At 66.6% G+C, this 21,601-nt stretch carries 24 protein-coding genes; 8 read left to right on the top strand and 16 right to left on the bottom strand.

Annotated features, from left to right (window positions below; all coding sequences use genetic code 11):
* The first annotated feature begins 32 nt into the window (after positions 1–32).
* The 3 genes from tsaD to folK are packed head-to-tail and all read left to right on the top strand — an operon-like array spanning position 33 to position 1,959.
* Positions 33–1,082 carry a tRNA (adenosine(37)-N6)-threonylcarbamoyltransferase complex transferase subunit TsaD gene (gene tsaD / locus H7A13_02035; protein MCP5332135.1) on the top strand — a complete coding sequence of 350 codons (1,050 nt, stop codon included), beginning with the start codon at positions 33–35 and terminating at the stop codon, positions 1,080–1,082.
* A complete protein-coding gene (gene folB, locus H7A13_02030; protein ID MCP5332134.1) occupies positions 1,082–1,438 on the top strand; it encodes a dihydroneopterin aldolase in 357 nt (118 codons plus the stop codon). Before tsaD ends, folB begins: the two co-directional genes overlap by 1 nt.
* Positions 1,438–1,959: a 2-amino-4-hydroxy-6-hydroxymethyldihydropteridine diphosphokinase gene (gene folK / locus H7A13_02025; GenBank protein MCP5332133.1), complete on the top strand. Its 522-nt coding sequence runs from the start codon at positions 1,438–1,440 to the stop codon at positions 1,957–1,959. Before folB ends, folK begins: the two co-directional genes overlap by 1 nt.
* Here folK and H7A13_02020 read toward each other — a convergent pair.
* Both H7A13_02020 and H7A13_02015 read right to left on the bottom strand, forming a co-directional pair.
* Positions 1,954–2,700: a pteridine reductase gene (locus tag H7A13_02020; protein MCP5332132.1), complete on the bottom strand. Its 747-nt coding sequence runs from the start codon at positions 2,698–2,700 to the stop codon at positions 1,954–1,956. The two genes, folK and H7A13_02020, sit on opposite strands and share 6 nt — an antisense overlap.
* On the bottom strand, positions 2,697–3,896 hold the full coding sequence (locus H7A13_02015) for a multifunctional CCA addition/repair protein (protein ID MCP5332131.1): 1,200 nt from the start codon (positions 3,894–3,896) through the stop codon (positions 2,697–2,699). Before H7A13_02015 ends, H7A13_02020 begins: the two co-directional genes overlap by 4 nt.
* A gap of 103 nt (positions 3,897–3,999) precedes the next feature.
* On the opposite strand from H7A13_02015, the gene H7A13_02010 reads away from it, so the two are divergent.
* The 3 genes from H7A13_02010 to H7A13_02000 are packed head-to-tail and all read left to right on the top strand — an operon-like array spanning position 4,000 to position 7,079.
* The gene (locus tag H7A13_02010; GenBank protein ID MCP5332130.1) at positions 4,000–5,253 is read left to right on the top strand and encodes an MFS transporter; all 1,254 of its coding nucleotides are present in this window, start codon (positions 4,000–4,002) and stop codon (positions 5,251–5,253) included.
* Between the two features lie 20 nt (positions 5,254–5,273).
* Complete coding sequence (locus tag H7A13_02005; protein ID MCP5332129.1) at positions 5,274–5,924, top strand: alpha/beta hydrolase; 651 nt, start codon at positions 5,274–5,276, stop codon at positions 5,922–5,924.
* A gap of 45 nt (positions 5,925–5,969) precedes the next feature.
* Positions 5,970–7,079, top strand: a complete 1,110-nt coding sequence (locus H7A13_02000) for a cell division protein ZapE (GenBank protein MCP5332128.1) — start codon at positions 5,970–5,972, stop codon at positions 7,077–7,079.
* Between the two features lie 30 nt (positions 7,080–7,109).
* Here H7A13_02000 and H7A13_01995 read toward each other — a convergent pair whose 3' ends face one another.
* Genes H7A13_01995 through H7A13_01955 form a run of 9 tightly spaced genes read right to left on the bottom strand, consistent with a single transcriptional unit; the run spans position 7,110 to position 14,337 of the window.
* Positions 7,110–7,595: a phosphatidylglycerophosphatase A gene (locus tag H7A13_01995; protein ID MCP5332127.1), complete on the bottom strand. Its 486-nt coding sequence runs from the start codon at positions 7,593–7,595 to the stop codon at positions 7,110–7,112.
* A complete protein-coding gene (thiL, locus tag H7A13_01990; protein ID MCP5332126.1) occupies positions 7,595–8,593 on the bottom strand; it encodes a thiamine-phosphate kinase in 999 nt (332 codons plus the stop codon). The genes H7A13_01995 and thiL overlap by 1 nt, the downstream gene beginning before the upstream one ends.
* Before the next feature lie 20 nt (positions 8,594–8,613).
* The gene (gene nusB / locus H7A13_01985; GenBank protein MCP5332125.1) at positions 8,614–9,081 is read right to left on the bottom strand and encodes a transcription antitermination factor NusB; all 468 of its coding nucleotides are present in this window, start codon (positions 9,079–9,081) and stop codon (positions 8,614–8,616) included.
* 5 nt (positions 9,082–9,086) lie between these two features.
* Complete coding sequence (gene ribE, locus H7A13_01980; GenBank protein ID MCP5332124.1) at positions 9,087–9,569, bottom strand: 6,7-dimethyl-8-ribityllumazine synthase; 483 nt, start codon at positions 9,567–9,569, stop codon at positions 9,087–9,089.
* Between the two features lie 9 nt (positions 9,570–9,578).
* A complete protein-coding gene (gene ribB / locus H7A13_01975) occupies positions 9,579–10,706 on the bottom strand; it encodes a 3,4-dihydroxy-2-butanone-4-phosphate synthase (protein MCP5332123.1) in 1,128 nt (375 codons plus the stop codon).
* A 16-nt stretch (positions 10,707–10,722) separates the two neighbouring features.
* The gene (locus H7A13_01970; GenBank protein ID MCP5332122.1) at positions 10,723–11,397 is read right to left on the bottom strand and encodes a riboflavin synthase; all 675 of its coding nucleotides are present in this window, start codon (positions 11,395–11,397) and stop codon (positions 10,723–10,725) included.
* A 1-nt stretch (position 11,398) separates the two neighbouring features.
* Positions 11,399–12,547, bottom strand: a complete 1,149-nt coding sequence (gene ribD, locus H7A13_01965; GenBank protein ID MCP5332121.1) for a bifunctional diaminohydroxyphosphoribosylaminopyrimidine deaminase/5-amino-6-(5-phosphoribosylamino)uracil reductase RibD — start codon at positions 12,545–12,547, stop codon at positions 11,399–11,401.
* A gap of 48 nt (positions 12,548–12,595) precedes the next feature.
* Positions 12,596–13,063 (bottom strand): transcriptional regulator NrdR, encoded by a 468-nt coding sequence (gene nrdR / locus H7A13_01960; protein ID MCP5332120.1) that lies wholly within the window; start codon positions 13,061–13,063, stop codon positions 12,596–12,598.
* Between the two features lie 20 nt (positions 13,064–13,083).
* Complete coding sequence (locus tag H7A13_01955; GenBank protein MCP5332119.1) at positions 13,084–14,337, bottom strand: serine hydroxymethyltransferase; 1,254 nt, start codon at positions 14,335–14,337, stop codon at positions 13,084–13,086.
* Positions 14,338–14,457: 120 nt separating this feature from the next.
* Between H7A13_01955 and H7A13_01950 the strand changes: the two genes are divergently transcribed.
* Positions 14,458–14,880, top strand: coding sequence for a PilZ domain-containing protein (locus H7A13_01950; GenBank protein ID MCP5332118.1), 423 nt, complete (start codon positions 14,458–14,460; stop codon positions 14,878–14,880).
* Positions 14,881–15,027: 147 nt separating this feature from the next.
* Positions 15,028–16,467 carry an aldehyde dehydrogenase family protein gene (locus H7A13_01945; GenBank protein MCP5332117.1) on the top strand — a complete coding sequence of 480 codons (1,440 nt, stop codon included), beginning with the start codon at positions 15,028–15,030 and terminating at the stop codon, positions 16,465–16,467.
* Between the two features lie 193 nt (positions 16,468–16,660).
* Here H7A13_01945 and H7A13_01940 read toward each other — a convergent pair whose 3' ends face one another.
* The 5 genes from H7A13_01940 to hflK are packed head-to-tail and all read right to left on the bottom strand — an operon-like array spanning position 16,661 to position 21,558.
* Positions 16,661–17,956 (bottom strand): adenylosuccinate synthase, encoded by a 1,296-nt coding sequence (locus H7A13_01940; protein MCP5332116.1) that lies wholly within the window; start codon positions 17,954–17,956, stop codon positions 16,661–16,663.
* Positions 17,957–18,009: 53 nt separating this feature from the next.
* A complete protein-coding gene (locus H7A13_01935; protein MCP5332115.1) occupies positions 18,010–19,191 on the bottom strand; it encodes an ATP phosphoribosyltransferase regulatory subunit in 1,182 nt (393 codons plus the stop codon).
* 52 nt (positions 19,192–19,243) lie between these two features.
* Positions 19,244–19,444, bottom strand: coding sequence for a DUF2065 domain-containing protein (locus tag H7A13_01930; protein ID MCP5332114.1), 201 nt, complete (start codon positions 19,442–19,444; stop codon positions 19,244–19,246).
* Between the two features lie 44 nt (positions 19,445–19,488).
* On the bottom strand, positions 19,489–20,373 hold the full coding sequence (gene hflC / locus H7A13_01925; GenBank protein MCP5332113.1) for a protease modulator HflC: 885 nt from the start codon (positions 20,371–20,373) through the stop codon (positions 19,489–19,491).
* Positions 20,374–21,558: an FtsH protease activity modulator HflK gene (hflK, locus tag H7A13_01920; protein MCP5332112.1), complete on the bottom strand. Its 1,185-nt coding sequence runs from the start codon at positions 21,556–21,558 to the stop codon at positions 20,374–20,376. It abuts the gene before it with no gap.
* Positions 21,559–21,601 lie beyond the last annotated feature (43 nt).

Below are 21,601 nucleotides of genomic sequence, written 5' to 3'. Positions count from 1 at the left end.
GAGCTCTGTCTCCGCTCAATCACTGAAGCACCATGCTGGTACTTGGCATCGAAACCTCCTGTGACGAGACCGGCATCGGCCTCTACGACAGCACCCGCGGCTTGCTGGGCGAGGCGCTCTACAGTCAGACGGCGCTGCATGCGGAGTATGGCGGCGTGGTGCCGGAACTGGCGTCGCGCGACCACATCCGCAAGACGCTGCCGCTGATCCGGCAGGTGCTGGCCGAGTCGGGACAGCGTCTGCGCGACCTCGATGGCATCGCCTACACCAGCGGACCCGGTCTGATGGGGGCGCTGCTGGTGGGCGCGGCCATCGGCCGCTCGCTGGCACTGGCGCTCGACCGGCCGGCCATCGCGGTGCACCACATGGAAGGCCATCTGCTGGCGCCGATGCTGGAGCCCGATCCACCCGATTTTCCGTTCGTCGCACTGCTGGTTTCGGGCGGCCACACCCAGTTGGTGGCGGTCACCGGCATCGGCCGTTACCGCCTGCTGGGCGAGTCGCTCGATGATGCCGCCGGCGAGGCCTTCGACAAGAGCGCACTGCTGCTCGGGCTCGACTATCCGGGTGGCGCCGCACTCGCCCGGTTGGCCGAACAGGGGCGGCCGGGGCGGTTCCGCTTCCCCCGGCCGATGCTCGACCGTCCGGGACTCGACTTCAGCTTCAGCGGCCTGAAGACCGCCGTGCTGCAGGTGGTCGAGACGCAACGTCGCGCCGGCACGCTCGATCAACAGCAGCGGGCCGACATCGCCCGCGGCTTCGAGGAGGCACTGGTGGAGACGCTGCGCGAGAAGTGCGAGCGGGCGCTGGCCGAAACCGGTTACCACCGGCTGGTGATCGCCGGCGGCGTCAGCGCCAATCTGCGGCTGCGCGCCGAACTGACGGCGATGGCCGAGCGCCGAAGTGCGCGATTGCATGCCCCACGCCTGCGCTTTTGCACCGACAATGGCGCGATGATCGCGCTGGTCGGTGCACTGCGGCTCGCTGCCGGCGAATGCACGCCGGCGACCATCGAGACCCAGCCGCGCTGGCCGCTGGAGCAGCTCCCACCCATCCCCCCGCTGATCCATGGAGTCGGTTGATGGACATCGTCTACATCGAGGATCTGCGCATCGAGACCGTCATCGGCATCTATGCCTGGGAGCAGGAGGTCAAACAGGTGATCAGCATCGACCTGGAGATGGCCACCGACATCCGCCGTGCGGCTGCCACCGACCGGATCGAGGAGACCCTCGACTACAAGGCAGTGGCCAAGCGAATCATCGCCTATGTGCAGCAGAACCGCCCCGAGCTGGTCGAGACGTTGGCCGAACGCATCGCCGAGCTGATTCAGCGGGAGTTCGCGGTCCCTTGGTTGCGGCTGCGGCTGAGCAAGCCCGGTGCGGTGCGCGGTTCACGTGCGGTGGGCATCATCATCGAGCGTGGAGAGCGCGGCTGATGGCGAAGGTCTATCTCAGCATCGGCAGCAACATCGACCGCGAGCAACACATTCGCGGCTGCCTCGATGCGCTGGCGCAGCGGTTTGGTCCGCTCGAGATCTCCTCGGTGTTCGAGAGCGCCGCGGTCGGCTTCAGTGGTGCCCCTTTCTACAACCTGGTGGTCGGCATCGAGACCGAGCTCGATCCGGCAGCGCTGAATCAACGGTTGCGCGCGATCGAGGAGGCCGAGGGACGCCGGCGTGATGGAGCGAAGTTCTCGGGTCGCACGCTCGACATCGACATTCTGCTCCATGGCGACCGGCAAGGGGAGTTTGCCGGCCTGCTGCTGCCGCGTCCGGAGATCACCGAAAATGCCTACGTGCTCTGGCCGCTGGCCGAGCTCTGCCCGACGCGGATTCTGCCCGGCAGCGACCAGTCGATCGCCATGCTCTGGGCCGGCTACGATCGGGACAGTCAGCCGCTGCACCCGGTCGATTTCAGTTGGCGCGGACGCGCCATCTCGCCACGAAGCGCTTCATAGATAGAGCGAACGGCCACCATCGACGGCGATGATCTGGCCGGTGACATAGGTTGCCTCGGCCAGAAAGTGGACCGCCTCGGCAATCTCTTCCAGCCGGCCGGTGCGCCCCAGCGGCGTCTGCGCCAGAATCCGCTGCTGCGCGGCGGCCTGCTCGGCCGAGGGCTGCTCCGGCCAGAGGATGGCACCCGGTGCCACGCCGTTGACCCGCACGTCGGGCGCCAGCTCGCGCGCCATGCTGCGGGTCAGCATCGCCAGCCCCGCCTTCGAGATGGAGTAAACGCTGTAGCCCTGTAGCGGCCGCTCGGCATAGATGTCGATCAGATTGACCACCGCGCCGCGCCGCGCCCGCAGCGTCGGCAGCAGCGCCTGCAGCAGAAAGAACGGTGCCTTGAGGTTGCTGTCGAAGAGCGCCTGCCACTGCGCCTCGCTCACCGCGCCAAGCGGCGTGGGATCAAAGCTGGAGGCGTTGTTGACCAGCAGCCCGACGCCGCGCTGGCTGGCCAGCTCGGCCAACTGCTGCACTGCCTCCATCTGACACAGATCAGCCGGCAACAGCTCGACCGACCCCGCGCGCAGCGCGTTCAGCCGTGCCGCCAGCGCCTGCGCCTCCTCGGCCGAGTGGCGGTAATTGAGCAGAATCTGATAGCCGGCGCCATGCAGCCGCTCGACGATGGCGGCGCCGACGCGCCGCGCCGCGCCGGTGACCAGTGCCACCTTCGGCACCGGAATGGGTTCGTTCATGGGTGCTCCCTTGAATCAGTCAGGGTCTCTCGGAGCTGCTCGATCGTGGCGAGCCGTGCCTGTCGCAACCGCTCACCGATCGCCTTGCCACTGAGCGTGCCGCTCAACTGGCCGGCATCGATCTGACGGCAGGCGGCATGGAGCCGGCGCAGCCAGGCCGCCTGCGGATAGCCCGACTCGGCGGCCAGTGCCGGCCAGCGTCCGGCATCGGCCTCGGCGGCCAGCAGAAACTGCTCGAACCGTTCGGGACGACGCCAGGCATCGAGACTGTCGAGCAGTTGCAGCAGTGCCGCGGCATCGAGCCGCAGTGCGGCATGGGCCGTCAGCGACTGCGCTGCCAGCAGCCGGGCCAGTTGCCGATGGCGATTGGGGATGCGGCAGCGGTCGCAGATCTGGTCGATCAGTCGCAGGTTGGCGGCACGGTGGGCCGCTGTGCCCGGTGGCTGCTCAGGGTCGAGGTCATGCAGCAGCAGCGCCAGCCGCACCTCCGGCTGCGGGCTCAACATCGCGACCCGCTCCAGGGCTTCCAGCAGAGGCTCGCCCCCGTCGCACTCCAGCCGCTGATCGAGTTCGGGCAGCAGCCAGCCCAGCGCCCCGCAGGCGCGCAGCAGGTCGATGAAGAGGCGCGGACGGGCCTCGCCCAGTGCCCGCTCCAGCTCCTGCCAGACCCGCTCCGGCACCAGATCGGCCAGTTCGCCACTGGCACTGATCTGCCGCATCAGCTCCAGGGTCTCGGGCGCCACCCGAAATCCCAGCGGTGCGTAACGGGCAGCAAAGCGGGCCACCCGCAACACCCGCAGTGGATCCTCGGCAAAGGCCGCAGAGACATGCCGCAGCCAGCGCCCGGCCAGATCACGCTGGCCACCGTAGGGGTCGATGATCCGTCCATTCTCATCTTCGGCCATGGCGTTGATGGTGAGATCGCGGCGGCGCAGATCGGCCTCGAGGGTCACACTGGGGTCGAAGCAGGTGACGAAGCCGGTGTAGCCGCGCCCCGCCTTGCACTCGGTGCGGGCCAGCGCGTACTCCTCCTTGCTGCGCGGATGCAGGAAGACCGGAAAATCCTTGCCGACCGGACGAAAGCCCTGCGCCAGCAGCTCGGCAGGCGTGGCACCGACCACCACCCAGTCACGCTCGGTCACCGGCCGCCCCAGCAGCCGGTCGCGCACCGCGCCACCCACCAGATAGATTTTCAAGCCTTCTCCTCTTGATCGATCCGCTGCCTTTCATGCCTACCGGCAAGGTTATACACTGCCGGGCTGTTCGATCCCAAAAACCATAACAGACAGGAACAAGCGCATGTATTACGGCTGGCGACTGCTGATCGCGCTCTGTGCGATCTATTTTCTCTCCATCGGCACGGTCTTCTACGGCTTTGCCGCCACCATGCCCGACCTGATCCAGGCCTTCGGCTGGAGCCGCAGTCAGGTCAGTGCCGGCTTCTCGATCGCCAGCGCCACGCTCGGGCTCTGCGGTCCGCTGATCGCCTGGATGATTCGCCGCTTCGGCACCCGCATGACCATCTTCATGGGCGGCTTTTCGATCCTGATCGGCGCGCTGCTGACCTACACCACCCAGACGGTGCTGCAATTCTATCTCTCCTGCCTGTTTCTCGGACTGGGTCTGGCGATGCAGACCATCATCCCCGGCACCCAGCTGATCTCCAACTGGTTCGCCCGGCGCCGTGCGCTGGCCATCGGGCTGTTCATGGCGGCGGGTGGCGTCGGCAGCGGTGTGCTGACCCCGCTGTTCGCCTTGCTGGTCAAGCAGACCGGCGACTGGCGGATCGTCTGGCTGATCATGACCGGCGCCGGCATGGGTTCGTCACTGCTGGCACTGTGGGTGGTCAAGGAGATGCCGGCCGATGTCGGACAGCAGGTCGACGGCGTCTCGGAAACAAGCAGCGGCAGCACCAAGCCGGTCAAACAGGTCCGGGTCTATCAGACCAGCCACCCGTGGGAGACCAGAGCCGCCTTCTCGACCGTCGTGCTGTGGCTCGCCATCCTCTGCGCCTCAATGGCCTCGCTCGGCGGTGGCCTGGTCAACACCCAGGCGCTGCTGCACCTGCAGGATCTGGGACACGAGAAGGTGCTGGCCGCCTCCTCGATCGGGCTGGTGGGCTTCCTCAGCGTGGCCGGTCGGGTCTTCTCCGGCACCCTCGGTGACTACATCGAACCCAAGTACATGCTGAGCGCCGGGCTGCTGATCTCGCTGGTCGGCATCTACCTGCTCAACATTGCCCATGAGCCGATGCTGGTCTATCTGTTCGCCATCCTGTTCGGCCTCGGCAACGGTCTGGCGGTGGTGACCAGCCCGATGATCATCGCCAACTACTTCGGCAGCAAGAACTACGCCTCGCTCTTTGCGGTGCGCAGCATGATCGTCACCATCATCGCGGCGCTCGGTCCGGTGCTGGCCGGCGCCTGGTTCGACAAATTCAACAGCTACAGCCAGGTGTTCTGGTTCTACATCGGCATGTGCCTGATCGCCGGCATCGCCGCCCTGATGATGCGACCGCCAATTCCGGCCGCACAGGCGGTGGCGACATCCTGATCGGACCAAACGACGCCCGCATGGACAAGGCCACCGAACAGCCGCTGCGCCTCCCGGCACCCTGCGGGGTGCTGGAGGTGCGCTACGCGGCGCCGACGGCAGGCCGGCCGGTGGCGGTGATCTGCCACCCTCACCCGCTGTTCGGCGGTTCGCTCGACAACAAGGTGGTCTTCACGCTGATGCGCAGCTTTCAGCAACTGGGTCTAGGCACCCTGCGCTTCAACTTTCGCGGTGTCGGTGCCAGTTCCGGCCATTACGACGACGGGCGCGGCGAACTCGACGACCTCGCCGCGCTCTGCCACTGGCTGGCACAGCAGGGCAACGCCCGACTCTGGTTGGCCGGTTTTTCGTTTGGCGCCTACATCGCCGCACGGGGTTGCCAGGCGGCAGCGGACTGGGGTGTGACGGTGGAGCAGTTGATTCTGGTCGCCCCGCCGGTCGGGCGCTTCGATTTCAGCCTCCTGCAGCGCTTCGACTGCCCGGTCACGCTGTTGCAGGGCGAGGCCGACGAACTGGTCACCGCCGACGGTGTCGCTGCCTGGGCCGAGCAACTGCACAGCCCGCACCAGTTGCTGCGCTTTGCCGATTGCTCTCATTTTTTTCATGGACAGTTGGTAGAATTGCGCAGCCGCCTGGTCGCGGCACTCGCCCCAACCCTGGTGACCGCCTGACTCTTTCGGCTGACGCTGTTGTCCATTCCCGCCCTCCTGCCCTCGATCTCCCCGCTCGAACGCTACCGCGCCTCGCTGGCGCAGCCCGGTTTCGAGCATGATCCGGCACAGGAGCAGGCCGTGCGCCACCTGCAGCGGCTCTACGATGAGCTGGTGGTGACGCAGCCGCAATCCACTGGCCTGCTCGGTCGGTTGAGCCGACCCTTCCGCAAGCCGCCGACGCCGATCAAGGGACTCTACTTCTGGGGCGGTGTCGGCCGCGGCAAGACCTACCTGATGGATCTGCTGTTCGATGCCGTGCCGATCGCCGAGAAAGCACGCATGCACTTTCACCGCTTCATGCGCGAGGTGCATGCACAGTTGCAGGCGCGGCAGGGCGAGAGCGACCCGCTGCGCGGCGTGGCCCAAGCCTGGTCGAGCCGCATCCGGCTGCTCTGTTTCGATGAGTTCTTCGTCAGCGACATCACCGATGCGATGCTGCTCGGCACGCTGCTGGAGCATCTGTTCAACCAGGGGGTCATCCTGGTGACCACCTCCAACATCCACCCCGATGGCCTCTATCCGAACGGCCTGCAGCGGTCGCGTTTTCTGCCCGCCATCGCGCTGCTGAAGGCGCACACCGAGGTGGTCAATGTCGATGGCGGCATCGACCATCGTCTGCGCACGCTGACCCGCGCACCGCTCTACTACAGCCCGCTCGGTCAGGCGGCCGATGACAATCTGATGGCCTGCTTTCAAAGACTCGGCTCGACGACGATTGAGGCCGATGCGGTGATGACCATCGACAACCGGCCGATCCAGACGCGCTATCTGGTGGACGATCTGGCCTGGTTCGACTTCGACCAGCTCTGCGACGGTCCGCGCAGCCAGCGTGACTACATCGAACTGGCCGAGCTGTTCGAGACCGTGGTGATCAGCAACATCCCGCTGCTGACCACCCATCATGAGGACCAGAGCCGCCGCTTCATCAACCTGGTCGATGAGTTCTACGACTGCGGCGTCAAGCTGATTCTGTCGGCGGCCGCACCGCTTGCCGAGCTGTATCAGGGCGAGCGGCTGCGCTTCGAGTTCGAACGCACCCGCAGCCGCCTGCTGGAGATGCAGTCGCACGACTATCTGGCCAGGGCACACCGGCGCACGACCGGGGGGCCGTGAAGCCGGCGCTGTCGCGTCGCATTCAATGGTTCAGAAGATCAGCCAGCGCACAGCCTGCAGCGCCAGCCAGGCGTAACCCGCCGCCAGCAGGTCATCGAACATGATGCCCCAGCCGCCCTTGATCCGCCGGTCGGCCCAACGCACCGGCCAGGGCTTGGTGATGTCGAACAGCCGGAACAGCGCAAAGCCGAGCAGCAGCCAGAGCGGTTCGGCCGGCACCCCCAGTAGCACCACACCGATGGCCGCCATCTCGTCACAGACGATGGCCGGATGGTCATCGACGCCGAGTCGGCGGGTCGCCGTGGCGGCGGCCCAGACGCCGAGCACGATCGCAGCACCCAGCAGCAGCAGGTAGAGCCCCAGCGGCGCGGCCGAGCTGAGCCAGCCCCACGCCGGCAGCGCCAGCGCCGTGCCGACCGTGCCCGGCGCCCAGCGGGAGAGCCCCGCGCCAAAGCCGAGCGCCCAAGCATCGAGCGGGCTCGCCGTCAGCTGTTTCCAGCCCGGTTTCGGGCGCATCACTGCGGCGCCTCGAAGTGGCGGTAACCATGCAGCGCCGCATCGGCCGGCTGCTGCTGACCGTCGAGAGTCAGGGTCAATCCGGCTGCTGCAGTCGCCAGCCCGATCCGTCGACAGCCGACGCCCACCGCGGCCAGCGCGGCCTCGATGCGCGCCTCATCGGCGCGTGGCGCCGTGAAGCAGAGCTCATAGTCATCACCCTGACCAAAAGCCCAGCGGCGGGCGGTGGAACGATCAACCACCCGGCACAGCGCGGCCGACAGCGGCAGATCGTTCAGTTCGAGCGTGAAACCGACGCCGCTGCCGCTGATCAGATGGTGCAGATCACCGGCAAGACCATCCGACAGGTCGATCATCGCGCTGGCGAGCCCGCGCAGTTGCAAGCCGGCCTCGATGCGCGGCGTCGGTTGCAGATAGCGCTGGCTCAGGAACTCACGGTCCGTCGCGTCGGCCTGCAACTGGCCGCGCAGCAGCGCCAATCCGGCCGCCGCATCACCCAGGGTACCGGTGACATAGAGGCCATCGCCCACCCGGGCACCGCGCCGTGACAGCGCCAGCGCCACTGGCACCTCGCCGGCCACCTGCAGCGTGATGCTGCGCGGACCTTGCGCCAGATTGCCGCCGACCAGCAGGCTCCGGTAGCGCACTGCGCAGGCGGTCAGGCCACGGCTGAAGCCATCGAGCCAGAACTCGTCGACCACCGGCAGTACCAGCGCCAGGGTGAACCAGCTCGGAGAGGCGGCAACGGCGGCCAGATCACTCAGGTTGACCGCCAGCGCACGCCAGCCGATCGAAAAGGGGTCGGCGTCTGCCAGAAAGTGCACCCCCTCGACCAGGGTGTCGATCGAGATGGCGAGCGCTGCATCGCGCGGCGGGTCGAGCAGGGCACAGTCATCGCCGATGCCCCAGCGCACGCCGGCGCAGGGCGCAACTCCGACCGCCGCCAGCGGCGGCTGGCTGAAGTAGCGTTCGATCAGTTGGAATTCGTGCAGAGCCATGTGGCGCCCTTCGCCAGCCGTCAGCGCCGCCGGGCCTCGACTTCCGGTCGGCGAAACTGCGCTGCGATCCGGTCGAGCACGCCGTTGACATATTTGTGGCTGTCCGGCGCGGCAAAGGATTTGGCCAGTTCGATCGCCTCGTTGATCACCACCGGATAGGGCAGCTCGATGCAGTGCATCAACTCGTAGCTGCCAATCAGCAGAATCGCCCGTTCGACCGGGGTGAGCTGTTCGAGCGGCCGGTCGAGCAGCGGCGCCAGCACCTGATCGAGCTCGCCATGCAGCGCGATGATGCGCCGCAGCAGTTCGGAGAAGTAGTCGAGATCGGCCTGCCTGACCGGCTGCTCTTCACGAAACTGCCGGTCGATCTCGGCCGCGCTGGCGCCGGCCAGCTGCCACTGATAGAGCGCCTGCAGCAGCAGCCGGCGCGCCTGATGGCGCGCCTTCGACTTCGGTTTGGCCGCAGCGGGCGGCGGCGTGTCGCTCATCGCGCTCATCGTGCCGGTTGCAGCTGGCGCAGCAGGCTCACCATCTCAAAGGCGCAGAGCGCTGCCTCGGCCCCCTTGTTGCCGGCCTTGGTGCCGGCCCGCTCGATCGCCTGCTCCAGCGTATCGACCGTCAGCACGCCGAAGGCCACCGGCAGGTTGCTCGACAGGCTCACCTGCCCCAGCCCCTTGACGCACTCGCCGGCGACATAGTCGAAGTGGGGCGTGCCACCGCGAATCACCGCGCCAAGCGCGACGATCGCATCGAAGCGGCCACTCTCGGCCGCCTGCCTGACCACCAGCGGCAGCTCGAACGCGCCGGGCGCGCGGATCAGCGTGATCTGCCCGGCCGGAATGCCATGGCGCAGCAGGACATCGGCGGCGCCGGCGATCAGGCTCTCGACGATGAAGGCATTGAAGCGGCTGGCGACCAGCGCGAAGCGGGCATCACGGGCGGTGAAGTCGCCACTGATCTGTTGAAACTGGCTCATGTTCTGCGGTTACTCCAGGTGGATGCTGCGGCCATCGGCGGCCAGATACTCGACCACGGTCAGGTCGAATCCGGAGATGGCATTGTATTTGATCGGCGAGCTCATCAGGCGCATCTGGCGCACGCCCAGATCGCGCAGGATCTGCGAGCCGGTGCCGACGGTGTAGAAAACGTTGGGGTTCTGCTCGACCCGGCGCCGCTGCGGTACCGCTTCGAGCCGCGCCAGGCTGGCCAATGTGGCGTCGGGTGGCTCGTTGCCGGCGATCAGTACCAGCACCCCCTGTCCGGCCGCGGCGATGGCCGCCAGCGCGTCATGGACCGACCAACTGGCGGTCGAGCTGGCGATCTGCAACAGGTCGCGCAGCCGGTCGGCCTGCTGCACCCGCACCAGCACCGGCTGGTCGGGGTCGATCTCGCCACAGACCAGCGCCAGATGGATGTCACCCTGCAGGGTGTCGCGGTAACTGACCAGCGTGAAGGGACCGTGGCGGGTCATCACCTCGCGGCTGCCGAGACGGATGATGGTCTTCTCATGCAGGATGCGGTAGTGGATCAGGCTGGCGATGGTGCCGATCTTGAGGTTGTGGGTGGCCGCGAACTGCTCCAGCTGTGGCCGGCGCGCCATGCTGCCATCCTCGTTCATGATCTCCACGATCACCGCCGCCGGCTCCAGCCCGGCCAGCCGTGCCAGATCACAGCCGGCCTCGGTGTGGCCGGCCCGGCTCAGCACGCCACCCTCGCGGGCCACCAGCGGAAAAATGTGGCCCGGCTGCACCAGATCCTCCGCCACGGCATCGGCTGCCACCGCCACTTGGATGGTGCGGGCACGGTCGGCGGCAGAGATGCCGGTGGTCACCCCTTCGGCCGCCTCGATCGACGCGGTGAAATTGGTCGCGTGCGCGGTGCGGTTGTCGCTGACCATTGGTCCGAGCCGCAGCCGCTGGGCGCGCGCCTCGGTCAGCGTCAGGCAGACCAGCCCGCAGGCATGGCGCACCATGAAGTTGACATCCTCCGGCCGCACCTTGCTGGCGGCCATGATCAGGTCACCTTCGTTCTCGCGGTCTTCGTCATCCATCAGGATCACCATGCGACCCTGGCGAATCTCCTCGATCAACTCTTCGATGCTGTTCAATTCCATGCCATCTTCTCTTGATTCAGCCTGATACGGTGGGCGTCACCAGCCCGGCCTGCTCCAGCAGCCGGCTGGTCAGCGGTGCCGCGCTGCCCTCGGCGGCCTGCTCGCCCAGCAGCAGCCGTTCGAGATAGCGGGCCAGCAGGTCGACCTCCAGATTGACCGGCTGACCGGGCTGCCAGCCGCCGAGAGTGGTGGCAGTGAGCGTGTGCGGGACGATGTTGAGCTCGAACTCCGCCCCCTCGACCCGGTTGACGGTGAGGCTGACCCCCTCGACGGTGATCGACCCCTTGGCGGCGATGTAGCGGGCCAGCTCACGCGGAGCGCGCAGGCGCAGCAGGCGCGAGCGGCCGGCCGGCGCCAGCGACAGCAGCTCGCCGACACCATCGACATGGCCGCTGACCAGGTGCCCGCCCAGCGGCGTCGCCAGCGTCAGCGCCTTTTCGAGGTTGACCGGCGATCCCGCCCGCAGCCCCTGCAGCGTGGTGCGGTTGAGCGTCTCGATCGACAGATCGGCGCTGAAGCGGTCGGCACTCAGTTCGACCGCGGTGAGGCAGACACCATTGACGGCGATGCTGTCGCCCAGTGCGGCCGTGCGCAGATCGAGCGCTCCGGCCTCGACCGTCAGGCGGTAGTCACCGCCGACGGGCCGCAGTGCCGCCACCGTGCCGATGGCCTGGATGATACCGGTAAACATCTCACTCCTGGGTGGCGTGTGCCGCATGGTCGAAACGGGCGCGAATGCGCCAATCATCGCCGAGCGGGCGGATTTCGTCGATCAAAAGTGGCCAACGGTCGGCCATCCGCTCGATGGCCGGCAACTGCAACAGCGGCCGGGCAGCGCTGCCCAGCAGCAGCGGCGCCAGGTAGATCCACAGCTCATCCACCAACCCCTGCTGCACCAGGTTGCCGGCCAGCCTGGGGCCGCACTCGGCCAGCAGCTCATTGCACTGCAACGCCGCGAGCCGTTGCAGCACCGCATCGAGATCGACCCCCTGTCCGGTGGTTGCCGCGATCGCCTCGATGCGCACATGTGCGCGGTCGCGCAACTGCGCTGCCCGTGCCTCATCCAGTGGCTGCCGGGTGAAGATCAGCGTCTCGCCCGCCTCGTGCAGCAGCCGTGCGCCGGGTGGCGTGCGCAGTTGCGAATCGACCACCACCCGCAACGGCTGGCGCAGCGGCCGCTCGGCCCACTCGCCCAGCGCATCGAGGTCACGCACCGTCAGTGCCGGATCGTCGGCCAATACCGTGCCACTGCCGGTCAGGATTGCCGAACTGCGCGCCCGCAGCCGCTGCACGTCGGCCCGTGCCGCCGGCCCGGTGATCCACTGGCTGACGCCGTTGTGCAGCGCCGTGCGTCCATCCAGACTCATCGCCAGCTTGAGCCGCAGCAGCGGACGCCCACCACCCATCCGCCGGATGAAACCGGGGTTGAGCGCAGCCGCCGCCTCCGCCAGCAGGCCGCACTCCACCGCGATGCCGGCGCGCCGCAGGGCGGCCAGACCGCCGCCGGCCACCCGCGGATTGGGGTCTTCCATCGCCGCCACCACCCGCGCCACGCCGGCGGCAATCAACGCCTCGCTGCAGGGCGGCGTGCGGCCATGGTGGTTGCAGGGCTCCAGCGTCACATAGGCGGTGGCGCCGCGCGCGGCGGCTCCGGCCATCCGCAGCGCCTCGACCTCGGCATGGGGTTCGCCGGCGCGGTGATGCCAGCCTTGGCCAACCACCGCACCCTGCCTGACCAGCAGACAGCCCACCCGGGGGTTGGGGTCGGTGCCATAGAGACCACGCTGCGCCAGTTGCAGCGCCTCGGCCATGAAACGGCGATCCTGCTCGCTCTCGGTCAAGGCGGCACTCTCCTGCGCTGGACGCACGCTGATGAAGTGGGGGCGGCCTCAGCCCTCACCGCCACCCTTCTGCTCCAGCCGCTCGATCTCCCGACGGAATTCATCGAGATGCTGAAAGCGGCGATAGACCGAGGCGAAGCGAACATAGGCCACCTCGTCGAGCTGCTGCAACTGCGCCATCACCGCCTCGCCGACCAGATCGGAAGCGACCTCGCGCTCGCCGGTGGCACGCAATTGATGCTTGATGCGGTTCAGCGCGGCCTCGACATCCTCGACACTGACCGGCCGCTTTTCGATCGCGCGCAGAATGCCGCTGCGCAGCTTCTCTTCATTGAAGGGCTCGCGCTGGCCATTGCGCTTGATCACCTTGGGCATCACCAGCTCGGCCAGCTCGAAGGTGGTGAAGCGCTCCTGACAGGCAGTGCATTCGCGCCGCCGCCGCACCTGGTCCCCGCCCGCGACCAGCCGGGAGTCGATCACCCGGGTCTCTTCGGTTCCGCAGAACGGGCAGTGCATCGCGACGGCACCGGCACGCTTCAGCCGTAGACCGGGTGGCGCGCGCAGATCTCGCTGACCTGCTGCCGGATGCGCTGGCAGGTGGCATCGTTGCCGAGGTCATCGAGCAGGTCGCAGATCCAGTGGGTCAACTGCTCCACCTCGCCGCTGTCGAAGCCGCGCCGGGTCACCGCCGGTGTACCGATGCGGATGCCGCTGGTGACGAAGGGCGAACGTGGATCGTTCGGCACCGCGTTCTTGTTGACGGTGATGTGCGCCCGGCCGAGTGCCTCTTCGGCCTCCTTGCCGGTGATGCGCTTGTCGGTCAGATCGAGCAGGAACAGGTGGTTGTCGGTGCCGCCGGAGACGATGCGATAGCCGCGGGCGATGAACTGCGCCGCCATCGCGCGGGCATTGGCCAGCGTCTGCTGCTGGTAGAGCTTGAACTCCGGGCTCATCGCCTCCTTGAAGCAGACCGCCTTGGCGGCGATCACATGCATCAGCGGTCCCCCCTGAGTGCCGGGAAAGACTGCCGAATTGAGCTTCTTCTCGATCTCCGGATTGGCCTTGGCCAGAATCAGCCCGCTGCGCGGGCCGGCCAGCGTCTTGTGGGTGGTCGAGGTGGTGACATCGGCAATGCCGACCGGGCTGGGGTAGGCGCCGACCGCCACCAGACCGGCGACATGGGCCATGTCGGCCACCAGAAAGGCGCCCACGCTGTCGGCGATGGCACGAAAGCGCTGCCAGTCGACCAGCCGCGAATAGGCCGAAAAGCCGGTCATGATCATCTTCGGCCGATGGGTTCGTGCCAGCGTCTCGACCTGATCGTAGTCAATGCGGCCGCTGGCCGGGTCGAGCCCGTAGCTGACCGAGTGGTAGATCTTGCCCGAGAAGTTGACCTTGGCACCGTGGGTGAGGTGGCCGCCGGCGGCCAGATCCATGCCGAGCACCGTGTCGCCCGGATCGAGCAGCGCCATGTAGACCGCCGCGTTGGCCTGCGAACCGGAGTGCGGCTGCACATTGGCATAGTCGGCACCGAACAGTGCCTTGGCCCGGTCGATCGCCAACTGCTCGACCTGGTCGACATACTCGCAGCCACCGTAATAACGCTTGCCGGGATAGCCCTCTGCATACTTGTTGGTCAGCACCGAGCCCTGCGCCGCCAGCACCAGCGGGCTGGTGTAGTTTTCCGATGCAATCAGTTCGATATGCGCCTCTTGCCGCCGGCTCTCGCCCTGCATGGCGGCCCACAGATCGCTGTCGAAGTCGGCAAGGGTCAGGTTGCGGTCAAACATCGGCACCTCGAACACGGACAAAAAGAAAAAAGGCCGGTCATTGTACTCCAGCCGGTCACAAAAGCGCTCTTGCACCTGCTAGGCTTTGCAATGCGCACCGCCACTTTCGGAACCCTCGGAATGGACCAGCCACCGACCCGCCTTGCCGGAGAGATCTTCCACCACACCGACCGGCGTCGGGTGTCACGCATCCGCTGCTACGCTCCAGTGCTGGTCGAAAGCACGGCCGGCTGCTACCCGGCCGCACTGGCCGACCTCTCGCTGCAAGGCGCCCTGCTGCAGGTGCCGCAGTGGCAACCGGCCGTCAACGAATGCGCCACGCTGCTGGTCGAGCTCGACACTCAGGGCATCCAGCTGATTCTCGAAGCGCGGGTGCGCCATCAGCACGACGCCCGCATTGGCGTGCAGTTCACCGAAGTCAACGACCTCCAGCAGCGCTGCCTGCGGCAGTTCCTGTTCCGTGGCACGGCGGATCAAAAGCAGCTCCCTCGAACATGGCGCAACCTGTTCGGTCGCGGTCCAATCCGGCAGCCCCCGCAGTAACAGAGTAAAAGGCCACACGCTTGCGCTGCCGAGGCGTCTTGGGCAAACTTGCCGGACGCCTGTTTGAATGGCGGAGTTTTCGGCCCCGCACCGGGTTCGCCAGGGTGCAGCCCCCTCTCAACTTCTGAAAATAACCAAAGGTCGATCATGAGAAACTACGACAAGCTCTATATCAACGGTGAGTGGGTCGCACCCCATGGCAAGGGGAGCAGTCAAGTCACCAACCCCTTCAACAACGAAGTCATCGGTAGCGTGCCGCAGGGTGACCTGCAGGATGTCGACCGCGCCGTGCAGGCCGCCAAGGCCGCCTTTCCGGCCTGGGCGGCCACCAGCACCGAAGAGCGCGCCCAGTACCTCGAGAAACTGGTCGGCGCCATGTCCAAGCGCGCCAAGGAGCTCAGCTCGGTGATCTCCCAGGAGCTGGGCATGCCGATCAGCCAGGCCGAGATGATCCAGGTCGGCATGGCCATCGGCACCCTCAACAGCTTCCCCGCCCTGCTGCGCAGCTACAAGTTCGAAAAGCAGATCAACAACTCGACGGTCGTGCGTGAGCCGATCGGCGTCTGCGGCTTCATCACCCCGTGGAACTACCCGCTCTACCTGATCGTCGCCAAGGCCGCCCCCGCGCTGGCCGCCGGCTGCACCATGGTGCTGAAGCCGAGCCGCGAAACCCCGCTCAACGCCTTCATCTTCGCCGAACTGATCAACGAAGTCGGTCTGCCGCCCGGCGTCTTCAACCTGGTCAGCGGCCCTGGTGGCGTGGTCGGTGAAGGGCTGGCCGCACACCCCGACGTCGACATGGTCTCCATCACCGGCTCGACCGAAGCCGGCATCAGCGTCGCCAAATCCGCCGCCAACACCGTCAAGCGCGTCGCGCAGGAGCTGGGTGGCAAATCGGCCAACATCATCCTCGACGATGCCGACCTCAACACCGCCGTCGCCGCGGGTGTGCGCGGCGTGATGATGAACTGCGGCCAGACCTGCGCCGCGCTGACCCGCATGCTGGTCCCCGAAAGCCGCAAGGACGAAGTCATCGCCATCGCCAAGGCCACCGCCGAATCGATCACCCAGGATGACCCTTCCAAAGAGGGCTTCCACATGGGGCCGCTCTCCTCGCTGCAGCAGGCCAACACGGTCCGCAAATACATCCGCAAGGGGATCGAAGAGGGTGCCACCCTAGTCACCGGCGGCCTCGAAGAGCCAGCGGGTTTCGAAGGCGGCGCCTTCGTCAAGCCGACCATCTTCGCCGATGTGAAGAACAGCATGACCATCGCCCAAGAAGAGATCTTCGGACCGGTGCTCAGCATCCTCACCTACAAGGATGAGGCCGATGCCATCCGCATCGCCAACGACACCGTCTATGGCCTCTCCGGCTCGGTCTGGTCTTCCGACCCCAACCGCGCGCTGCGCGTTGCCAAGCAACTGCGCACCGGCCAGGTCTCCATCAATGGTGGCGGCATGAACCTGATGGCGCCGTTCGGCGGCTACAAGCAGTCGGGCAACGGCCGCGAACTGGGCGAGTTCGGTCTCGAAGAGTACCTCGAGATCAAATCGGTGCAGATGCCGCCGGCCGCTGCGGCCAGCTGAGTCGCGCGCTCCAGACCGCAAACCGGTCTGGAGCGGCAGTCAAAAAACCCGTCGCCGGCGTGCCGGCGGCGGGTTTTTCATTGGAGCTCATCCGCGCTGGTCGCTCGGTGCAAAAATCACTACCAAGGAGCGGGGAAGAACCAGCGCGTGGCCGCGGCCTGACGGCCTTTGCCCACCCTGTCTCTGGCTGCGCTCAGCCACCAAAGGCATGGCGCAGCACGATGGTCTCGTTGCGGTCGGGGCCGGTAGAGATGATGTCGATCGGCGCGCCAACCAGTGCCTCGATGCGGTCGAGGTAGGCGCGGGCATTGGCCGGCAACTCTTGCAGGCGGGTGAGGCCGAGGGTCGATTCGCTCCAGCCCGGCAGCTCTTCGTAGATCGGCACCACCTGATCATAGCCCTCGCTGTCGAGCGGAATCGGCAGCGGCTGGCCACTGGCATCCTGGTAGCCGATGCAGACGCGGATCAGATCGAGCCCATCCAGCACATCGAGCTTGGTGATGCACAGGCCCGAGAGGCTGTTGAGTTCGACCGAGCGGCGCAGGATCACCGCGTCGAACCAGCCGCAGCGGCGGGCGCGACCGGTGGTGGAACCGAACTCGTGGCCGCGCTTGGCGAGGTGGGCGCCGGTGGCGTCGAACAGTTCGGTAGGAAAGGGGCCGGAGCCGACCCGGGTGGTGTAGGCCTTGGTGATGCCGAGCACATGGTCGAACTGCAACGGGCCCATGCCGCTGCCGGTGGCGGCGCCGCCGGCGGTGGTGTTGGAGGAGGTGACGAAGGGATAGGTGCCGTGGTCGATGTCGAGCAGCGCGCCCTGCGCGCCCTCGAACAGCAGGTTGGCACCATCACGGCGCAGCCGATGCAACAGACCGGTGACATCGGTCACCATCGGCCGCAACTGCTCGGCCAGCGCCAGGTTGTGCTCCAGCGTCTGCTGAAAGTCGATCGGCGCCTGCTGGTGATACCGTTCGAGAATGAAGTTGTGGTAGTCGAGCACGTCGCGCAGCTTGCTGGCAAAGCGTTCGGGCTCGAACAGGTCACCCAGGCGCAGGCCGCGGCGCGCCGCCTTGTCTTCGTAGGCCGGGCCGATGCCGCGACCGGTGGTGCCGATCTTGGCGGCGCCGCGCGCCTGCTCCCGTGCCTGGTCGAGCGCCACATGCGACGGCAGGATCAGCGGGCAGGCGGCGCTGATGCGCAGCCGCTCGCGCACCGGCACCTTGCGCGCTTCGAGCATGGCGATCTCCTCGAACAGCGCCACTGGCGAAACCACGACGCCGTTGCCGATCACACAGGTGACGCCCTCACGCAGGATGCCCGACGGAATCAGGTGCAGCACGGTCTGCGCGCCATCGATCACCAGCGTGTGGCCGGCATTGTGGCCACCCTGGAACCGCACCACCGCGGCGGCCTGGTCGGTGAGCAGATCGACGATCTTGCCCTTGCCCTCATCACCCCACTGGGTTCCCAGAATGATGACGTTCTTGCCCATGCTTGCTCTCTCCGCTGCGCTGGCGCGCCGTTGTTGGTTTGATTGGGTTGGTATCACAGCTCGACCAGTCGCCACTGGCCCCCGGCGCTGAACAGCAGTTGCCGGTCACAGCCGAGGTCACCAACGCTGCCGGAGTCGCCCGGCAGGGCCGAAATCACCCGTTCGCCGGCGGCGCGCAACTGGTCGATGACGGCGCGGTGGGCCGGCTCATCGCTCGGCTGCGGTACAAAGATCGCCCCAGGCACCGGGTCGGCGGGTCGGCGCAGCTCAAAGAGCGACTTGAGGTCGGTGCTGAAACCGGTGGCCGGTCTGGCGCGGCCAAAGGCTTCGCCAATGTGGTCATAGCGGCCGCCCTTGGCCACTTCGCGGCCGTGGTCACTGGTGTAGGCGGCAAAGACCAGGCCGGTGTGGTAGTGGTAACCGCGCAGTTCACTGAGGTCGCAGTAGAGCGCCACCGAGGGATAGAGCCGACCGATGCGACGCACCACCTGCTCCAGGTCGTCCAGTGCCTGCTGCACCGGTGCAGGCGTGGCAGCCAGCAGCTGGCGGCTGCGTGGCAGCACCAGCCCGGGTTCGCCATGCAGATGCGGCAGCTCACGCAGCAGTGGCGCCGGCACCGGCTGCCGGTCGAGCAGTTGATCGATCTCGGTGCAGGCCTTGGCCTGCATCAGCTCGAACAGCTCCTGCTGGATGGCGGGCGCGAGCTGGCTGGATTCGGCCAAAGTGCGGTAGATCGCCACATGGCCGAGGTCGAGACTGAGGTCGGTCAGGCCGATCTTCATCAGCCCTTCGAGCATCAGCGCGATCACCTCCAGATCGCTGTCGATGCCGGCATGGCCATAGAGCTCGGCGCCGACCTGGATCGGACCACGGCTGTCGAAGGGCTGGTCGGTGCGGGTGTGCAGCACGCTGCCGGCATAGCAGAGCCGCACCGGACCATTGCGCCGCAGCGCATGGGCGTCGATGCGCGCCACCTGCGGGGTGATGTCGGCACGGATGCCCATCATCCGCCCGGTCAGCTGGTCGGTGACCTTGAAGGTTTTCAGGTCGAGGTCATGGCCGGCGCCGATCAGCAGCGATTCGAGGTATTCGATGAAGGGCGGCATCACCAGCTCGTAGCCCCAACTTCGGTAGAGGTCGAGCAGTTGCCGGCGCAGCTGCTCGTGCACCTGGGCATCGGGCGGCAGAATCTCTTCGATGCCATCCGGCAGCAGCCAGCGATCGGCAATGGTCATGGCGTTGGCTCTCGGGCCGCGACCGTGGCGCCTGCCACACCCGCGACCGGTGTCAGTGGTTGATCAGATGGAGCAGCCCGGCTCCGGTCAGCATGCTGCCGAGGCCCAGCAGGCGGATGGCGCGCCGGTCGAGCCGGGCGATCTGCTGGAGCAGTCCGCGCCACTGTTCGGGCGCGACAAAGGGGAGTATCCCCTCCAGCACCAGCAGCAGACAGAGAGCGACCAGCAGTTCATGCCATCCGACGCCGGTCACCCCGCTGCCCAACCGTAGCGCGACAAAACGTCAGGCAACGGCGTTCAGCGCGCCCGCGGAGCGCCTTCGCGCTCCTTGAAGTATTTGAAGAAATCGCTGGTCGGCGAGAGCACCAGCAGATCCTTGCGGTCGCTGAAGCTCTTGCTGTAGGCATTGATGCTGCGGTAGAAGCCGTAGAACTCCGGATCGACCTTGTAGACGGCGGCATAGGTGGCAGAGGCGACGGCGTCACCCTCGCCGCGCAACTTCTCGGCATCACGGTAGGCATTGGCCGAGATGACCGCTTTCTCGCGGTCGGCCTGGGCCCGCAGCATCTCGGCCTGCTCCTTGCCACGCGAGCGGTACTCACGCGCCAGCCGCTCGCGCTCACTCTTCATCCGGTCGTAGACCGAGCTGCTGACATCCTCGGGCAGGTCGATGCGCTTGATGCGGATGTCGACCAGTTCGATGCCCAGCTCGCCACGGATGATGTTGCCGAGCTTGACGATCAGATCCTTCATCAGCTGTTCTCGTTCGCTGCTGACCACATCATGCATGGCGCGCTCGCCGACCTGGTCACGCAGGCCGTTGTTGACCCGCTGCGCCAGCAGGCGGGCGGCCTGGGACTCGTCGCCCGAGGTGGCGGTGTAGTAGGTCTGCACATCGGCGATGCGATACATCACATAGGAGTCGATGATCAGCGCCTTTTTCTCCAGCGTGAAGAAGCGCTGGGGCTGGGCATCGATGGCGGTGGTGCGGGCGTCGAACTTCTTCACCTCATTGATGAAGGGCTTCTTCAGGTGCAGCCCGGGCTGGATGTCGGCCTGCACCACGCGGCCGAATTCGAGCAGCACCGCGCGCTCGGTCTCGCTGACGGTGTAGAGGGCCTGGTAACCCGCCAAGGTGAGCAGTGCGCCCAGCAGCAGGGCCAACATAGATCGATTGCCCATCTAGCGACTCTCCCTTGAACGGCTGCTGTTCTGCCGGTTGCGCAGCTCTTCGATGACACGGTCGGTGAGCCGGCCGACGTCAACGCCGCTGTCGGCGGTGAAGGCGGGTGTCGTCGAAACCGGCGGCAGGGTGGAGGTTGTCGCCGCGCCAGCCAGCCGGTCGAGTGGCAGGTAGATCATGTTGTTGCCGCCACTCTGGTCGATCAGCACCTTGCTGCTGTTGCCCAGCACCGACTCGATGGCATCGATGTAGAGCCGCTGACGGGTCAGCTCGGGGGCTTTCTGATACTCGGCCACCATGCTCTGGAAGCGCAGCGCATCACCCTGGGCACGGGCGATCACCCCCTCCTTGTAACCCTCGGCCTCCTGAATCTGCCGCTGCGCATAGCCGCGCGCCTCGGGCACGATGCCGTTGGCATAGGCCTCGGCCTCGTTGCGGAAACGTGCTTCATCCTCGCGCGCCTTGATCACGTCATCGAAGGCGGCCTGCACCTCCTTCGGTGGTTTGGCCTCCTCGATGTTGACCTTGCTGATCTGGATGCCGCTCTGATAGAGGTTGAGGTACTCCTGCATCTTGCTGTGCACATCGATGCCGATCTGCTCGCGCCCTTCGGAGATCACCCGGTCCATCTTGGAGGTGCCGACGACATGGCGCAGCGCACTCTCGGTGGCGTTTTCGAGCGCCGACTCGGGATCACGCACCCGCAGCAGAAAATCCTTGGGATCACTCACCACATACTGCACGGTGACGCTGACGTCGACGATGTTCTCATCTTCGGTCAGCATCAGGCTGCGGTGGTTGCGGTCGCGCACCCGGGTCACGTTGACCTTGTAGAGCGCATCGATCAGCGGAATCTTCCAGTGCAGGCCGGGCATGACGCTGCTTTCGTAACGGCCGAACCGCAGCACGATGCCGCGCTCCTGCTGATTGATGGTGTAGAGCGCGTTGTAACCCAGCAGGAACAGCAACAGAACCAGCAGCCCCAGCAGCAGGCCACCCATGCTGCTGCCGCCATCGCCCTGAGCGGTGCCGCCGCCCTTGCCGCCGCCACCCAGCAGGCCACCGAGCGTGGCGCCCAGCTTGCGCAGCAGTTCGTCGAGATCAGGCGGCCCCTGATGCTGATTGCCACGGTTGTTGCCCCAGGGATCCTTGGGCTCACCGCCGCCGGGCTCGTTCCACGCCATTGCTGTTCCGCCTGACCGTTCTTGAAGAGAATGCGTTGAAAAG

The sequence above is a fragment of the Pseudomonadales bacterium genome, from assembly GCA_024234215.1.
In the GTDB taxonomy this organism is placed as follows: Bacteria; Pseudomonadota; Gammaproteobacteria; order Pseudomonadales; family UBA5862; genus JACKOQ01.
This window is presented reverse-complemented; position numbering and strand designations above follow the sequence as displayed.

Bases quoted from the DNA above. Each gene is read 5' to 3' on its own strand.
- tsaD (MCP5332135.1), top strand. From the start codon at position 33: ATGCTGGTACTTGGCATCGAAACCTCCTGTGACGAGACCGGCATCGGC.
- folB (MCP5332134.1), top strand. From the start codon at position 1,082: ATGGACATCGTCTACATCGAGGATCTGCGCATCGAGACCGTCATCGGC.
- folK (MCP5332133.1), top strand. From the start codon at position 1,438: ATGGCGAAGGTCTATCTCAGCATCGGCAGCAACATCGACCGCGAGCAA.
- H7A13_02020 (MCP5332132.1), bottom strand. From the start codon at position 2,700: ATGAACGAACCCATTCCGGTGCCGAAGGTGGCACTGGTCACCGGCGCG.
- H7A13_02010 (MCP5332130.1), top strand. From the start codon at position 4,000: ATGTATTACGGCTGGCGACTGCTGATCGCGCTCTGTGCGATCTATTTT.
- H7A13_02005 (MCP5332129.1), top strand. From the start codon at position 5,274: ATGGACAAGGCCACCGAACAGCCGCTGCGCCTCCCGGCACCCTGCGGG.
- H7A13_01995 (MCP5332127.1), bottom strand. From the start codon at position 7,595: ATGCGCCCGAAACCGGGCTGGAAACAGCTGACGGCGAGCCCGCTCGAT.
- thiL (MCP5332126.1), bottom strand. From the start codon at position 8,593: ATGGCTCTGCACGAATTCCAACTGATCGAACGCTACTTCAGCCAGCCG.
- nusB (MCP5332125.1), bottom strand. From the start codon at position 9,081: ATGAGCGACACGCCGCCGCCCGCTGCGGCCAAACCGAAGTCGAAGGCG.
- ribE (MCP5332124.1), bottom strand. From the start codon at position 9,569: ATGAGCCAGTTTCAACAGATCAGTGGCGACTTCACCGCCCGTGATGCC.
- ribB (MCP5332123.1), bottom strand. From the start codon at position 10,706: ATGGAATTGAACAGCATCGAAGAGTTGATCGAGGAGATTCGCCAGGGT.
- H7A13_01970 (MCP5332122.1), bottom strand. From the start codon at position 11,397: ATGTTTACCGGTATCATCCAGGCCATCGGCACGGTGGCGGCACTGCGG.
- nrdR (MCP5332120.1), bottom strand. From the start codon at position 13,063: ATGCACTGCCCGTTCTGCGGAACCGAAGAGACCCGGGTGATCGACTCC.
- H7A13_01955 (MCP5332119.1), bottom strand. From the start codon at position 14,337: ATGTTTGACCGCAACCTGACCCTTGCCGACTTCGACAGCGATCTGTGG.
- H7A13_01950 (MCP5332118.1), top strand. From the start codon at position 14,458: ATGGACCAGCCACCGACCCGCCTTGCCGGAGAGATCTTCCACCACACC.
- H7A13_01945 (MCP5332117.1), top strand. From the start codon at position 15,028: ATGAGAAACTACGACAAGCTCTATATCAACGGTGAGTGGGTCGCACCC.
- H7A13_01940 (MCP5332116.1), bottom strand. From the start codon at position 17,956: ATGGGCAAGAACGTCATCATTCTGGGAACCCAGTGGGGTGATGAGGGC.
- H7A13_01935 (MCP5332115.1), bottom strand. From the start codon at position 19,191: ATGACCATTGCCGATCGCTGGCTGCTGCCGGATGGCATCGAAGAGATT.
- hflC (MCP5332113.1), bottom strand. From the start codon at position 20,373: ATGGGCAATCGATCTATGTTGGCCCTGCTGCTGGGCGCACTGCTCACC.
- hflK (MCP5332112.1), bottom strand. From the start codon at position 21,558: ATGGCGTGGAACGAGCCCGGCGGCGGTGAGCCCAAGGATCCCTGGGGC.